We start from the raw sequence: 14,019 nt of genomic DNA on the forward strand, positions 1-14,019 counted from the left end.
TCATTATACGGTTGTTCTTGCAAAATCGAAAGCGGAGCCTTTAGGAAACGGGGGATTTGCAAAATGACGATTCAAGTTGCTTATTTGGGATTTGGCAAAAGTACAACCCGATATCACCTGCCCTATGTCCGAATCAGGGATACCTTTCAAGTATCGAGAGTGTATACACGCCAGGTGCGTGAGGAGATGAAGACGGCCTACCCGGATATACAGTTTTCGGATCAAATCACGGATGTTCTCAATGACCCGCAAATTTCACTTGTTGTCGTATGTACACCATCTGCCACACATTATGAATACGCCAAATTGGCATTATCCCACGGCAAGCATGTGCTGGTGGAAAAGCCTTTTTGTGAAAGTCTTGAACAGGCGCGTGAACTGATTGAGTTGGCCAAAGAAAAGAACCTGATTGTCATGCCGTATCAAAATCGCAGATTCGACAGCGACTATCTCGCTTTCAAGGAAGCGCTCTATTCCGGTAAATTGGGAGACATTGTGGAAATTGAATCCCATTACGATTATTTCCGTCCCGATGCCAGTGTGCCTGGCGGCAATCCAGTCAATGGAATGTTCTACGGACTCGGCGTCCATACGCTGGACAGACTCATTGCCTTATTTGGCAGACCGGAGCAAATCGGATATGACATCAAGTCGGTTCGTGCCGCTCAAGGTGCCGACGATTATAGTGAAACCGTTTTATATTATCCAGATAAAAAGGTCATTGTTAAAACCTCTCTGGTTGTGTGCCTGCCATATCCGCAGTTCACCATACATGGTACAAAAGGCAGCTTTGTCAAATGGGGTGACGACCAGCAGGAAACCTGGCTGAAAGCAGGTAAAACTCCGGATGCTGAGGGTTTTGGTCTGGACGATCCAGCCTCTTATGGCAAGCTTAAATACGTACCTTCTGGCAGCAATGAAGCTGTCGAAGAATTACTCCCTACGCCGACAGGAGATTATGGACGACTGTACGACTCGCTGTATGAGTCTATCGTGCACGGTACACCTAAGCTGGTTGCAGACGAGGATATTTTGCTTACGATAGAGATTTTGGAAAGCGGCTTTAAGCAGCCTTCCCCGTCAATCGTTGATTTCCGGCGATAGACTGACCATCAGGAAAGGAAGTTACAACCTATGAAGCTTGGAATGATTGGAACTGGCTTGATCAGCCAGGAGTGGGTTAAAGCCGTAAAAGAAGCTGGAGAATGGGAGATTACAGCCCTGTTTGTCCGTAATCGGGACAAGGGTGAAGCGTTTGCAGCAGCATGTCAGCTCGACAATATTACGCTGTATGACAGTCTGGAAGAGATGGCTAAATCCGATATCGATGCCATTTATATCGCAACGCCTAATTCCTTGCATATATCACAGGCCCGTCTGTTTCTGGAGCATGGCAAGCATGCGATTGTTGAAAAACCAATCAGCCTGACGGAGCAAGAATTGCGGGATGCGTACGAGCTGGCTGACCGGAATGGCTGTTACCTGCTGGAAGCTGTCCGTCATATTCATGAGCCGAACTTTTTGCGCTTGAAGGACAACGTGAAGCGTGTGGGCAACATCCAGGGAGGCACCTTGTATTCCATGCAGTTTTCCTCCCGGTACGATCAATTGCTGTCAGGAGATGTTCCCAATATTTTTTCCCTGGCTTACGGCGGGGGAGCATTGATGGATTTGGGGGTTTATTCCCTCTATTTTGCCATTGATTTGCTGGGAGCGCCGACATCAGGTGTGTACCGTGCGAAAAAGCATGAGAATGGCGTGGATTTGGGCGGTCCGATCCTGTTGTCGTATCCCGATTATACACTGGTCATTCAATTGGCTAAAAATGCGGTGACCACCAACCGTGTGGAAATCTACGGCGATCAGGCCACACTTCTCTCCAGCGGTGTCTCCGGTATTACGGAGGTGTCTGTACTGGACGTTCGCACCAAGGCAACGGATACGGTAAGTACCCCGGAAACTCATCATTTCATGTTTCATGAGGCGCGGGAATTTTACCGGATCATCACCGAAAAAGATCAGGCTCGATATGACGAGTTAAAGTCATTGAGCATTGAGGTTCAGAAAATCAGCAATGAGCTGCGCCATCAAAATGGCATTTACTTTGAGCAAGAGCAAAAGTAGCGTATAAGAAAATAAATAAAAGGAAAGAGGCTTGTATACGATGACGAAGACGCTAAAAGGATTCCCGAAAAACTTCCTGTGGGGCGGAGCAACTGCGGCCAACCAATTGGAAGGAGCTTTTGACGTAGATGGAAAGGGATTGTCCAGTGCAGATATGATTGCCTATGTACCCAAAGCAGAACGCAAGAACGATCATGCTATCGAGATTTCATCCGAACGTCTGGAAGACATCCTGGCAGGTAAAGTAAATGCCCGTTTTCCAAAGCGTGAAGGTGTGGACTTCTACCACCACTACAAAGAAGATATCGCCTTGTTTGCAGAAATGGGCTTTAAGGTATTTCGTATGTCTATCCACTGGTCGCGGATTTTCCCGAATGGTTATGATGCCGAGCCGAATGAAGCAGGCTTGCAATTTTACGACAATGTATTTGATGAGCTGCGCAAGTATGGCATTGAGCCCTTGGTGACGTTGTCACATTATGAAACACCGCTGGGTCTGACTCAGAAATATAACGGCTGGCTGGGACGCGAAGTCATACAGCATTACGTAAATTATGCCGAAACGGTATTTACACGCTATAAAGATAAAGTAAAATACTGGCTGACCTTTAATGAAATCAATGTAATGACCATGAGTCCGTTTACAGGCGGCGGTGTGGTGATTGACCGTGTAGAAAACAAACAGCAAGCGATATATCAAGCATTGCATCATCAATTTGTAGCAAGCGCACTGGCGACCAAACGGGGACATGAGATCATCCCGGGCGCTCAAATCGGCTGTATGCTGGCTCGTATCGAAAGCTATCCACATACGTGTAACCCGGAAGATATACTGAAAGCCCAGCATGAAAATCAGATGAACCTGTTCTTTACGGATGTGCATGCCCGTGGAGAATATTCCAACTACATGAACCGTTATTTTGAAGAAAACAATATTGTTCTGCAAACAGAGCCCGGCGATGCGGAAATTTTGAAAAATAACACGGTCGATTTTATCTCCTTCAGCTATTACATGACCTTGACCGTATCCGCAGGTCCAGAAGGCGAGAAAGCAGCAGGAAACCTGATTGGCGGCGTGAAAAATCCATATCTGCAGTCCTCCGACTGGGGATGGCAGATCGATCCGATCGGCCTGCGTGTGACGCTGAATTCGTTTTATGACCGCTATCAAAAGCCGCTGTTCATCGTGGAAAATGGCTTGGGTGCGTATGATAAGGTGGAAGAAGACGGCTCTGTGCATGACACCTATCGCATTGATTACTTGCGTCAGCATATTGCCCAAATGAAGGAAGCGATTGCCGACGGTGTTGATCTGATCGGTTACACGAGCTGGGGGCCTATCGACCTTGTAAGTATGTCTACTTCTGAAATGTCCAAGCGCTACGGATTTATTTATGTCGATCTGGATGATGACGGTAACGGAACGCTCAAACGCTCCAAAAAAGACTCCTTTAACTGGTACAAAAATGTAATTGCAACCAATGGTGAAGAACTGTAATTGAATTAACCTCATATCGTTTTGGACGGGTATGGCTGAGAACATCGTAAGGATGCTTTCAGCTGTACCCGTTTTTTATTTGGTAGACTAGTGATTGCATTTCAAGGGGCTTCACAAATTTTTCACTTGTAATAATCTGAAAGTTCTCTGTATAATAAAAAACAATTTTATATGTCTGGTTGATGTTTGCGGGAGATGGAACGAAGGTTCCGACCGAAGGGGCAAAACTCTCAGGTGCTTGGCTGATTACAGCAAGCGGGACCGTAAACGGACAGAACTCTGGAGAGACCCTTAATTGGGCGCCGAAGGTGCACCGCAGAGAACATCTGCTTAAACTCTCAGGCAAAAGGACAGAGACGCGAATAACCTGTGACAGGGGATGCCCTATTTTTTAAAGCTATTTTAAGCTATGTAGAGGCAGCAACCTGCGCAAAAAGGGTTGTATTTTTTCGTGCCTTTAACCTCTCCAGGAGTCAAATCAGCGGATTTGACTCTTTTTTGTTTTTTAATATGCTGGAGGAGCGGGTTGAAATGAATTTGGTACATGTGTTAGAAACGATTAGCAGTTGGATATGGGGGGCGCCTCTCATCATTCTTGTGATGGGAACGGGATTGTGGCTGACCATACGTTTAAAATTGCTGCAGGTATTCCGCCTGCCTTTGGCGATCAAGCTGATTGGCAAGGCCCCAAATGAAGGCATCGGAGATGTAAGCAGCTTTGCGGCCCTGAGTACGGCGTTGGCGGCTACAGTCGGTACAGGAAGCATTGTCGGTGTAGCGACAGCCATTAAGCTGGGCGGGCCGGGTGCCTTGTTCTGGATGGTCGTGGCTGCCTTTTTCGGGATGGCGACGAAATATGCGGAAGGTGTGCTTGCGGTAAAATACCGGGTGAAGGACCGGAATGGACAATTTTCCGGTGGCCCGATGTATTATATTGAAAAGGGTTTGGGGCGCCGCTTTAAACCGCTGGCGATGCTGTTTGCCTTTTCGAGCATGCTGGTGGCGCTGTTCGGAATCGGAACGTTTCCGCAAGTGAAGGCCATTGTGTCTTCGACCGAAAACAGCTTTGGTGTTCCGCCGATTGCAACGGCGTTGATTATTGCTACCCTTACAGCACTGGTTACCATTGGAGGGCTCAAAAGCATTGCCAAGGTATCGACCAAGGTCGTTCCCTTTAAAACAGGCCTATACGTACTGATCTGTATCATCGTACTGATTCGGTTTGCAGACCAGCTTCCGGCCGCCATTGCACTTGTGCTGCACTCCGCATTTTCGACCACGTCTGCGACGGGCGGCTTTGCCGGGGCTACGATTATGCTGGCGATGCGCAGCGGGGTAGCCAGAGGTATTTTTGCCAATGAGGCCGGTCTGGGAAGCGCACCGATTGCAGCCGCAGCTGCCAAAACCAAATGGCCTGCGGAGCAAGGGCTGATCTCCATGACAGGTGTGTTTATTGATACGATGGTTATTTGTCTGATGACCGGGCTGACGCTGCTGGTAAGCGGTGTATGGAGCGGACCTACTGATGCGGGCCTGATGACTCAACAAGCATTCTCCAGCGCGTTCCCGCTGGGTGCAGAACTGCTCACGATCATTCTGATTATGTTCGCGTTCACGACCATGCTCGGCTGGAACTACTACGGGGAACGCTGTGTTGAATATTTGCTTGGCGTCAAGTGGATCAAACCGTATCGTTATTTGTTCATTGCCCTGGTTGCTGGAGGCGCGTTCATCAAGCTCGATGCCATCTGGCTGCTGGCAGATATCTTTAACGCAATGATGGCTTTTCCCAACCTGATTGCACTGCTCGGCTTGTCAGGCATCGTCGTTGCAGAAACACGCACCTATATGGATTCCCTGTATCCTAATAAGAAAAAGGGAATTCTTGCAGGTGCCAGTGTAGGCGCAGCGATCCAGGTAGAAGAAAAAGGACAAACGGCCAATTTATAAAAATTGAAAGCTATAACCTTCAAAAGGGAGTGTCTTCAGCCATCACAAGCTTGAGGACACTCCCTTTTTGATTTTTAAAGCGATGCGCTCAAAATATCCAAAATATCTTCCTGATTCAGCTTTTTATAATTACCGAAGCCCCCGTGCTCCATCTCACGGGCTGCGATGGTTGAGACAATTGTCCGATTTTGGTAGCTGAATCGTCAACGCTGAGCAATATCCTGGAAAAATCCAATGATGAATTCGAAGAACGATTTCTCTATATCGGTGTGCAGTTCCCCAGCAGGATAGGACAGATAGATTGTTCGCATACATCGAGGCTCCCTGATTTGAAGCAGCTTGATGTCTTCGGTTACGATGTTCTTCCACAGGATAGAAGGAATAAAGGAGATACCGAGTCCGGTTTGGATCAACCCTCTAACCGTAGCCGGATCATCACTTTCAAAGACGATGTTCGGTTCAAAAGGGATGTGGGTAAAAAAGCGGTCCGTTGTCTTTCTTAGCGAATGACCAGGTGTAAGGCTGATAAACTTCTCATGCTCCAGATCTTTCAGGAGTACGGTGTCCTGAGCGCTCAGAGGGTGAGATTTTGGTACGCCAAGCAAAATTTCCTCTTCCAGCAGGATGGCATGCTCGTTGTCTGCCAGCTCTTCGGACGTAATCGCAAAATCGTACGCCAGTCCTTTCTTCACCATCGCAGGGTGCTGGGTCAGGTTGAATCTAATTTGAGGGTAGAGATCACGAAACTTGCCGACAAGGTTGGGCAATAGCATCGAGCCGACGGCGACGTATAACGTGATGACCTCTACCTTTTCGTTCTTCATTTCTTTGACTTCGGAGATGCCTTGCTCTAGCGCTGAGAGCGACTGGTTCACTCTCTTCAGGAACTTTTTGCCATATTCATTCAGCACAATATGTTTTCCTTCACGGTCAAATAGCTGCACACCCAATTCCGTCTCCAGGTTTCTAATCATTTTACTTAGGGCAGGCTGTGAGATAAACAATTCGTTCGCGGCACGTGTGACATGCTCATACTTTGAGGTCACTTGAAAATACTTAAGCTGTAAATAATCCATAGTGAAGTAATCCCCTTTATAACCATTAGGTTATCGATCATATGTGAATATATATATTTTACAGGTATTTGCTCACTTCTTACAATTGACAATGTAGAGAAGATGAATCCGCTAAAGGTGGTGAGCTTCTGAATATCGTTTTTACATTTCCCGGCCAGGGGTCACAGGTTCCTGGAATGCTCCAGGATGTGCCCGAATATGTGAAAAAGGCAACAAGCATCATCGGAACTGAACTGCGTGATGATGAGGAGGCTATGGGATCAACGGTCTGGATTCAGACGGCACTCTTCGTTAAGGAGACGGCAATAGCCTGCCAGTTGATCGAGCAGGGGATCCGGCCCCAATTCGTGGCAGGGCATTCCATTGGTGCATTTCCTGCGGCGGTCATCGCGGGAGTGCTCTCGTTCGAGGATGCGCTTCGGATTGTATGGCTCCGTGCCCGGTTGATGGAAGCAGCCTTCCCTGCAGGTTATGGAATGGGTGTGATTATGGGGCTTACGAAGGCAGAGGTTCAACAAGCCGTGCTTCTCTCCCATAGCGAGGCGGCGCCAGTCTACCTCTCGAATATAAACGCAGAGCAGCAAATCGTCTTATCCGGATCATTGGCAGGGTTAAATAAAGCATTTATGCATGCGAAAAAGCTTGGAGCTGCTAAAACGGCGCTTCTGAAGGTCCCGATTCCTTCACACTCCCCGCTGATGTCAGAGGTAGCCAATAAGCTATTGCTGGAAATACGAACTTTTTCTTTGCGAGATGCTCAAATACCATATTTGGTGAATCATACGGGCAGAAAGATGACAGCCAAGGAAAAAATCGCGGAGGATCTTGCCTTAAACGTAGCATATCCCGTTCAGTGGATGGATATGGCTGCTGTCTGCGTCGAATCGGGAGCTGACTGTTTTATCGAGATGCCGCCGGGTAATACTCTTTCCAGACTTGTCAAGCAAGCTCACAAGGATACCCGGCAAATAAGCGTGTGCGAGATCGGTCTGGAAGCGACTCAGTATCTGATTAGAAAATGGAAGGAGCAAGAAGAATGAATAAAGTACTGCGATCCTGGTCACAAAAACGTGATAAAAAGCAGGAAAAGTTAGGAAAGGTGGAAAAGTGGCTGGACGGAAAATACGTCGACACCTCCCGGATCGTCGACCTGCTGGAGGTGCTAATCGAGCCAGGCGCGAAGGTCGTCCTGGAAGGAGATAATCAGAAGCAAGCATCCTTCCTTTCCCAGAAGCTGCTGGAAGTTGATCCTGGCAAGGTGCATGATCTGCATATGATTATGTCCAGTATTTCAAGACCCGAACATTTGGATATTTTCGAGAAAGGCATCGCCGGGAAGCTGGACTTCTCCTACAGTGGCTCCCAAAGCCTGCGTGTTGCGCAAATGATTGATGACGGGACGCTGAAACTCGGTGACATCCATACGTATTTGGAATTGTTCGGACGTCTCTTTATTGACCTTATTCCAGATGTGGTGCTGGTTGCGGCAGACAAATCAGATCGCGAGGGTAATCTGTATACCGGAAACAATACGGAAGAAACGCCGACGATCGTGGAAGCGGCCGCTTTCAAGGATGGGCTCGTGATCGTGCAGGTCAACGAAATCGTGGACGAACTGCCGAGAATCGATATTCCAGCCTCCTGGGTCGATGTCATTGTACAAGCTGACAAACCGTACGCACTGGAAGCACTGTTTACCCGTGATCCGCAGAATATTACTGAGCTGCAAATTCTGATGGGCATGATGGCGATCAAGGGCATTTATGGAAAACACCAGGTGCAGTCGCTTAATCACGGCATCGGCTTTAATACTGCAGCGATTGAGCTTCTGCTGCCGACCTATGGTGAGCAGCTCGGCCTGAAAGGGAAGATTGCCAAGCACTGGGCCCTGAATCCGCATCCGACTTTGATTCCGGCGATTGAATCCGGCTGGGTCGAAAGCATTCACAGCTTTGGAGGCGAGGTCGGTATGGAGAAATACATTGCGGCTCGTTCCGATGTGTTCTTCGTCGGCAAGGACGGGTCTATGCGCTCCAACCGCGCGATGTGCCAGGTTGCAGGCCAATTCGCTGTAGATATGTTTATCGGATCAACGTTACAAATGGACTACGCAGGCAATTCGTCTACCGTTACTTCCGGCAGACTGTCCGGTTTTGGAGGAGCACCGAATATGGGGCATGATCCTCGGGGACGGCGGCATGCAACTCCTGCCTGGCTTGACATGATCGAGCGCCCGACAGAACTCTCCAAAGGCCGGAAATTGGTCGTGCAGATGGTTGAAACATACGGTGCCAACAAAAAGCCGGTATTTGTGGATTCGCTGGATGCCATCAAGGTGAAGGATGAATCTGGCCTCGCCATTACGCCGGTCATGATTTACGGGGATGATGTCACTCACGTCCTCACTGAGGAAGGCATCGCATACCTCTACAAGACGGACAGCATAGAGGAGAGAAAGAAGGCACTCGCGGCCATTGCGGGCGTAACGCCTTTAGGGATGGAAAGTAATGAGAGCGATGTAAGCCTGCTGCGTGACAGAGGGATCGTGGCCTATCCGGAGGATCTTGGGATCATGCGCAGACAAGCCAAGCGATCGCTGCTGGCAGCACAGACGGTCAACGACCTCGTAGATTGGTCAGACGGGTTGTACGATCCGCCGGCTAAATTCCGGAGCTGGTCTTAAAGCCATGCTCACGATGAATCATTCAGCTTTCGCGGCTTCTCTGGCTGCCAAGGCTGTAACGGCACTGATGGAAGAGGCTCTTCTTACGCCCAAGCCTGGACTTGTCGATGCCAGAGACAATGGCTCTCATACAGATATGTCCATCGATCTAATGCTTGCATCTGCAAGAGTATTGGAGGATACGTTTCGGGAAATAGCCATTGTGTCATACCTTCACCCGGTGGACCAGACTTTGCGCGAGCAGATAGCTCTAATCGGACGTGAGGGCGAGAAGGTGATGCTCCGTGCAACGAATGGTGTCAATACACATAAGGGTGCCATTTGGGCTCTTGGCCTTTTAACCAGTGCACGGGCAGCCTTTCCAAGGGAACGGGACCCACATCAGATTATGAGCATTGCAGGCAGAATCGCATCGTTCCATGACCGGTATCGCCCGGTGCAGCGGACGAATGGACAATCGGTCAAGAAGAAATACGCGGTCGTGGGGGCAGAGGAAGAAGCGAAGCTAGGCTTTCCGCACATCCGGGACGAGGCTTTGCCTGCTTTACTGCGCGCCAGGGCTTGTGAGAAGACAGAGACGGAAGCACGTATAGAAGCTTTATTGGCCTTGATGGCAAGTGTAGATGATACCTGTATCCTGCACCGCGGCCAGTGGTCGGATCTGAAGGCGATTCAGAGAATGTCCGCAACGTTCCTTGCAGCAGACGGATTCAGAACCCAGTCTGGCAGAAAGCTGTTTTATCGCTTGTCCGAGTATTGCAATGTTAGACAACTTTCACCTGGAGGAAGTGCCGACCTGCTAGCTGCCACATTATTTCTTATCGATTGATACTTTTACTTGGAGGTGTCTCTGAAGGATGGAAAAATTACAGTTTCAATACCAGACTACGAAGTCCATTCGTAAGCCGGCGCATATCGGTGTCGTCGGCTCGGGGGATTTGGAGATTATTGTAGAGCCTGTGGAAGGCCAAACCACAAACGTTAGCATTTTAACAGGCAGTGAAGGATTTGGGCAAGTATGGGAGAATGTGCTGACCCGTTTTTTTAACCGCTATCCGATTACTGCCAATATTACAGTTCATGACTTCGGAGCTACTCCGGGTGTAGTCATGCTTAGATTTACGCAAGTGCTGGAGGTGCTGGACTATGCAGAATAGTTTTGTGGAGCTGAATGGACGCGAGAGAGCCAAAGCATTGCTGGACGAAGGGACTTTCCGAGAGGTGCTTGGGCCGTTGGACCAAATCCAATCCCCCCACCTGGAGCCGCAAGGTATTGTTCCCCAAAGCGATGACGGGATCATTCTGGCTCTTGGCGAAATACGCAAACAGAAGGTCTTGATCATATCGATGGAAGGCGCTTTTCAAGGAGGAGGGATTGGTGAAGTCAGCGGGGCCAAAATTTCCGGAGCGCTCGAACTGGCAGTGGAAGCGAATGAGCAGGGGAACCAGCTGTATCCCATCATGATCTTCGATACAGGGGGCGTTCGGCTGCAGGAAGCGAACTATGGGTTGTTGTCGATTTCAGAGATTGCCACCCAGATCGTTGCTCTGCGTAAATACGTTCCTGTTATCGGATTGATCCCGGGACGCGTAGGGGCATTTGGAGGAATGTCCATTACTGCAGAATTGTTCACCACTCTGATTGCTACGAAGAAAGCGCGCCTCGGTCTGAACGGGCCGGAGGTCATTGAGCAGGAAGCAGGGGTTATGGAGTTCGATTCAAGCGACAAAGCCTTGATTTGGAACACCATCGGAGCCAACCAGCGCTTCCAAACCGGATTGATTGATGAAGTGGTGGAAGATACGACAGATGCAGTGATCGAAGCGATTGATACTGCGCTTAAGGCGCCGGCAAAGCCTGCTAGAACAGAGCAAATCGATTTCTATCTGACCCTGTTAAGCAAGCTTGATCCTGCAGAGCCTTGGACACCTGAACGCTATCGCGAATTTTACAAGCAGATACAGCCTGTGCAGCAGCCTGTCCCGCTGGCAAAAGAGGGCGTGGCCGACATTTCGGACAGCAGAGGTTATCGCTGGTTCTCCCGCTTGACGGGCATTGCTCACCCAGTCAGCGATGTTCCTTCAGTACTTGCGGCCGATGTGGAAAAGAACGGGCAATGGTGCAGATATATCGCCATTGTACCAGATGCCTCCAACCGATTCCCGCGTGTCAGAAACGGCGAGGTCGGTATGCTTGAGGGCTGGACGGTGGCTCAAATCATCAGAGACGCAATCCGTCAAGATGAGAAAAAAGAAACCAAACGTCCGATCATTGCCATTATCGATGTACCGAGTCAAGCCTATGGCTATAAGGAAGAAATGGTCGGTATCAGCCTTGCCCTCGCTGCAAGTGCAGATGCTTACGCAACCGCCAGATTAGAAGGTCATCCGGTCATCGGTGTGATCGTCGGTAACGCGATTTCCGGAGGCTTCCTTGCGCATGGGCTGCAATCGAATCGTTTGATTGCATTGGATGACAGCAAGGTCAATATTCAGGCCATGTCCAAGGCTTCTGCTGCTCGAATTACCAAGCGGACGATTGCCGAGCTGGATGAAGCTACCAAGAAAGTTCCGGCTATGGCCTACGACGTTCGTAGCTACAGTACGCTGGGGGCGTTATATCAAATGCTGAGCGGTATCCATGCAGACGATCCACAGAGCAGTGATGTAGCCATCGTGGAACGGACTATTTCCGAGGCTATCGAGAGTACAAAAGGAGCGCCTCGTGACCTTAGCTTCCGCTTGCAGACCAAGGAAGCTCTGGCAGGTGGACGTACGGCGACTAATAACGTTCGAAAAGCGCTTTGGGAGCAATGGTAATTCGACCACATGATCTGATTGAAATTTCCAATTTGGAATGTCTCTCCTTGAATGAAGACAAGGAATGGGTAACCGCCTCGTTGAGGCGGACCCCCTTTGTGGTCGTTCGCCGAGCTGAACCGTCGGCGGATGGTTATATTCCCGTCGGAGTACGTGGACAGGAGCGAAATCAACGGGAAGCTGCATTTCTGGACCCAAACGGGGTGTGTCAGCTCGTCTCTCCTTATGCGATAGCGAGACGTCAGATGTGGAACGCCTTGTCTACAGAGAGACGGCAGCAGCCTGTTCTTCACTTGATGGACTGGTTAGCAGAAATGATGGCGGATTGGCGCTGGGGGCCGACGGGGAGTACAGGATTCGAAATCGTAACGGGATACCCCGCTGTAAAGGCAACCAGTGATCTTGATCTCATAATAGATGGTTCTGGGGATATTGATTATTCTGCAGCCGAGGGCCTCTTGCGCAAGCTGCAGCAGTTGGACGTCCGAATCGATATTCAAGTGGAGGTGAAGGACGGAGCCTACGTTCTACGCGAAATCCTTGAGAGACGGACCAGCACCGTGGTGCTGCGAACTTTTTCAGGTCCGAAGCTCGTCCGCAATCCTTGGCAATGATGGATGTACGATACCAACGGCAAAAGGGAGGAATGCACGACCGTTTGACGTATGCAACATAAGCTCTCAAAGGGGAAGTGCGTATTATGGAAAACACTACAGGCCAAAAAGTTAATATTAATGAAGGCGACATCCTAAAGGTGTTTGCCGTCAGCGGAGCGATCCTGCAAAGCGTTCTGGGAATGTTTCTGAAGTATGCACACACTAATGATGACCTAGCCTTATTAGGCGTTATTTTCAATATAGTAAAGTATACTGCACCAGTCTTTATTTTTGCCATCGTATATGGGATGGTGAAGAATAACCAGCATACAAAGGTATCCCATTTTTACAAGGAAAAATTCGGTGAGCTTGTGATTCCTTATTTTCTGTGGGCGTCAGCCAGCTTGATCTTCTTCCCGGAAATTCAGGTTAATCAGCATGTTACATCATTCTGGACGCTCATCGAGTCATTTGTGCTCGGTAATGCATCATCACAGTTTTGGTACACGGCGATGATGCTGCAATTTCAAGTGCTGATGCCTGTTATTATTTTCGTCTGCTATAAATACCTGGCTAAGCCTAAGCGGGTCATTCCGCTGCTTGTTGTGAGCTTCGTGATCTTCGGAGCGTGGCTATGGATGTACGATACCTTCGTATTCCAAGGAGCATATACGATTAGTCTGCGTTACCTTGACCGCTTTTTCGTCAGTTATTTTATTTATGCTCTACTTGGCGGAATCGCTTGGGTATATAAGGAACGGTTCGACGGGGTGCTTCGGCGGATTCAGTTTATACTCATTCCGGTAATGCTGCTTATTCTCATTTGGACAAATCACGAATTTTTCGGCTTTGGATTTGAGGATATGTCATTTGGTAATCTGATTTATCTGAAGCCGTCCATGACCTTGTACAGTCTGGTCGTGATTTTCCTGATTTACATGCTGGCCAGACATTTGATCAGCCTGAATTCCCGTTCACTTCCCTATTACAAATGGTTATCTACTTACGCGTACCGGGCCTTTACAGCGAACGTATTCATGCTGGTCATCGTACTGCGCCTGTTCGGTGACTTGATAGGCCAGCTTCCTTTCTTCGTGGCGCTGCTGCTGGTTTATCTGACGACTGTAGCCTGCTCGTTCGGCGTCGTCTATGCCTTTGCGCAGCTAAAGGTGTGGGCTGAGAGGGTATTCCTGAGACAAAAAAAGAGCGCACAGCATCAATCACTAAGATAAGTGCTTGAAAATAAACAATGCACGTAACATCGTGTATACA

Annotated in this window: 12 protein-coding genes, 1 pseudogene and 1 riboswitch; of the genes and pseudogenes, 11 read left to right on the top strand and 2 right to left on the bottom strand. The window is 49.0% G+C overall.

All coding sequences use genetic code 11. The annotated features are described in order from the left end of the window. Positions 1-63: 63 nt before the first annotated feature. The 4 genes from KQI_RS0117000 (at position 64) to KQI_RS0117015 (ending at position 5,572) form a co-directional block, all read left to right on the top strand. Positions 64-1,104 (top strand): oxidoreductase, encoded by a 1,041-nt coding sequence (locus tag KQI_RS0117000; RefSeq protein WP_010348047.1) that lies wholly within the window; start codon positions 64-66, stop codon positions 1,102-1,104. 30 nt (positions 1,105-1,134) lie between these two features. Further along, entirely contained in the window at positions 1,135-2,124 is a 990-nt protein-coding gene (locus KQI_RS0117005; protein ID WP_010348048.1) for a Gfo/Idh/MocA family protein, read from the top strand. A gap of 40 nt (positions 2,125-2,164) precedes the next feature. Further along, on the top strand, positions 2,165-3,622 hold the full coding sequence (locus KQI_RS0117010) for a glycoside hydrolase family 1 protein (RefSeq protein ID WP_010348049.1): 1,458 nt from the start codon (positions 2,165-2,167) through the stop codon (positions 3,620-3,622). A 269-nt stretch (positions 3,623-3,891) separates the two neighbouring features. Then, a riboswitch (glycine riboswitch) is annotated at positions 3,892-3,986 on the top strand. Positions 3,987-4,153: 167 nt separating this feature from the next. Next, positions 4,154-5,572: an alanine/glycine:cation symporter family protein gene (locus KQI_RS0117015; protein ID WP_029390205.1), complete on the top strand. Its 1,419-nt coding sequence runs from the start codon at positions 4,154-4,156 to the stop codon at positions 5,570-5,572. A 74-nt stretch (positions 5,573-5,646) separates the two neighbouring features. Here the strand turns inward: KQI_RS0117015 and KQI_RS29345 are convergent. Both KQI_RS29345 and KQI_RS0117020 read right to left on the bottom strand, forming a co-directional pair. Next, positions 5,647-5,751: pseudogene (locus tag KQI_RS29345) on the bottom strand (hypothetical protein); the annotation flags it as partial. A gap of 24 nt (positions 5,752-5,775) precedes the next feature. Next, positions 5,776-6,648 carry a LysR family transcriptional regulator gene (locus KQI_RS0117020; protein WP_010348051.1) on the bottom strand — a complete coding sequence of 291 codons (873 nt, stop codon included), beginning with the start codon at positions 6,646-6,648 and terminating at the stop codon, positions 5,776-5,778. A gap of 200 nt (positions 6,649-6,848) precedes the next feature. On the opposite strand from KQI_RS0117020, the gene KQI_RS0117025 reads away from it, so the two are divergent. From KQI_RS0117025 to KQI_RS0117060, 7 genes are all read left to right on the top strand, one after another. Next, entirely contained in the window at positions 6,849-7,688 is an 840-nt protein-coding gene (locus KQI_RS0117025) for an ACP S-malonyltransferase (RefSeq protein WP_241763941.1), read from the top strand. Continuing rightward, positions 7,685-9,331, top strand: coding sequence for a malonate decarboxylase subunit alpha (gene mdcA, locus KQI_RS0117030; RefSeq protein WP_010348054.1), 1,647 nt, complete (start codon positions 7,685-7,687; stop codon positions 9,329-9,331). The genes KQI_RS0117025 and mdcA overlap by 4 nt, the downstream gene beginning before the upstream one ends. 4 nt (positions 9,332-9,335) lie before the next feature. Beyond that, positions 9,336-10,160: a triphosphoribosyl-dephospho-CoA synthase gene (locus KQI_RS0117035; RefSeq protein WP_010348055.1), complete on the top strand. Its 825-nt coding sequence runs from the start codon at positions 9,336-9,338 to the stop codon at positions 10,158-10,160. 28 nt (positions 10,161-10,188) lie between these two features. Then, entirely contained in the window at positions 10,189-10,488 is a 300-nt protein-coding gene (locus tag KQI_RS0117040) for a malonate decarboxylase subunit delta (RefSeq protein WP_010348057.1), read from the top strand. Further along, positions 10,478-12,151, top strand: a complete 1,674-nt coding sequence (mdcD, locus tag KQI_RS0117045; RefSeq protein ID WP_010348058.1) for a biotin-independent malonate decarboxylase subunit beta — start codon at positions 10,478-10,480, stop codon at positions 12,149-12,151. Before KQI_RS0117040 ends, mdcD begins: the two co-directional genes overlap by 11 nt. Next, positions 12,145-12,765: a malonate decarboxylase holo-ACP synthase gene (locus KQI_RS27075; protein ID WP_010348059.1), complete on the top strand. Its 621-nt coding sequence runs from the start codon at positions 12,145-12,147 to the stop codon at positions 12,763-12,765. The genes mdcD and KQI_RS27075 overlap by 7 nt, the downstream gene beginning before the upstream one ends. An 86-nt stretch (positions 12,766-12,851) precedes the next feature. Then, complete coding sequence (locus KQI_RS0117060) at positions 12,852-13,979, top strand: acyltransferase family protein (RefSeq protein WP_010348060.1); 1,128 nt, start codon at positions 12,852-12,854, stop codon at positions 13,977-13,979. The last annotated feature ends 40 nt before the right edge of the window (positions 13,980-14,019 follow it).

The sequence above is a fragment of the Paenibacillus peoriae KCTC 3763 genome, from assembly GCF_000236805.1.
In the GTDB taxonomy this organism is placed as follows: Bacteria; Bacillota; Bacilli; order Paenibacillales; family Paenibacillaceae; genus Paenibacillus; species Paenibacillus peoriae.

Excerpts from the sequence above, each read along its gene's own strand:
- KQI_RS0117020 (WP_010348051.1), bottom strand. The coding sequence starts at position 6,648 with ATGGATTATTTACAGCTTAAGTATTTTCAAGTGACCTCAAAGTATGAG.
- KQI_RS27075 (WP_010348059.1), top strand. The coding sequence starts at position 12,145 with ATGGTAATTCGACCACATGATCTGATTGAAATTTCCAATTTGGAATGT.
- KQI_RS0117015 (WP_029390205.1), top strand. The coding sequence starts at position 4,154 with ATGAATTTGGTACATGTGTTAGAAACGATTAGCAGTTGGATATGGGGG.
- KQI_RS0117000 (WP_010348047.1), top strand. The coding sequence starts at position 64 with ATGACGATTCAAGTTGCTTATTTGGGATTTGGCAAAAGTACAACCCGA.
- KQI_RS0117010 (WP_010348049.1), top strand. The coding sequence starts at position 2,165 with ATGACGAAGACGCTAAAAGGATTCCCGAAAAACTTCCTGTGGGGCGGA.
- KQI_RS0117005 (WP_010348048.1), top strand. The coding sequence starts at position 1,135 with ATGAAGCTTGGAATGATTGGAACTGGCTTGATCAGCCAGGAGTGGGTT.
- mdcD (WP_010348058.1), top strand. The coding sequence starts at position 10,478 with ATGCAGAATAGTTTTGTGGAGCTGAATGGACGCGAGAGAGCCAAAGCA.
- KQI_RS0117040 (WP_010348057.1), top strand. The coding sequence starts at position 10,189 with ATGGAAAAATTACAGTTTCAATACCAGACTACGAAGTCCATTCGTAAG.
- KQI_RS0117035 (WP_010348055.1), top strand. The coding sequence starts at position 9,336 with ATGCTCACGATGAATCATTCAGCTTTCGCGGCTTCTCTGGCTGCCAAG.
- KQI_RS0117060 (WP_010348060.1), top strand. The coding sequence starts at position 12,852 with ATGGAAAACACTACAGGCCAAAAAGTTAATATTAATGAAGGCGACATC.
- mdcA (WP_010348054.1), top strand. The coding sequence starts at position 7,685 with ATGAATAAAGTACTGCGATCCTGGTCACAAAAACGTGATAAAAAGCAG.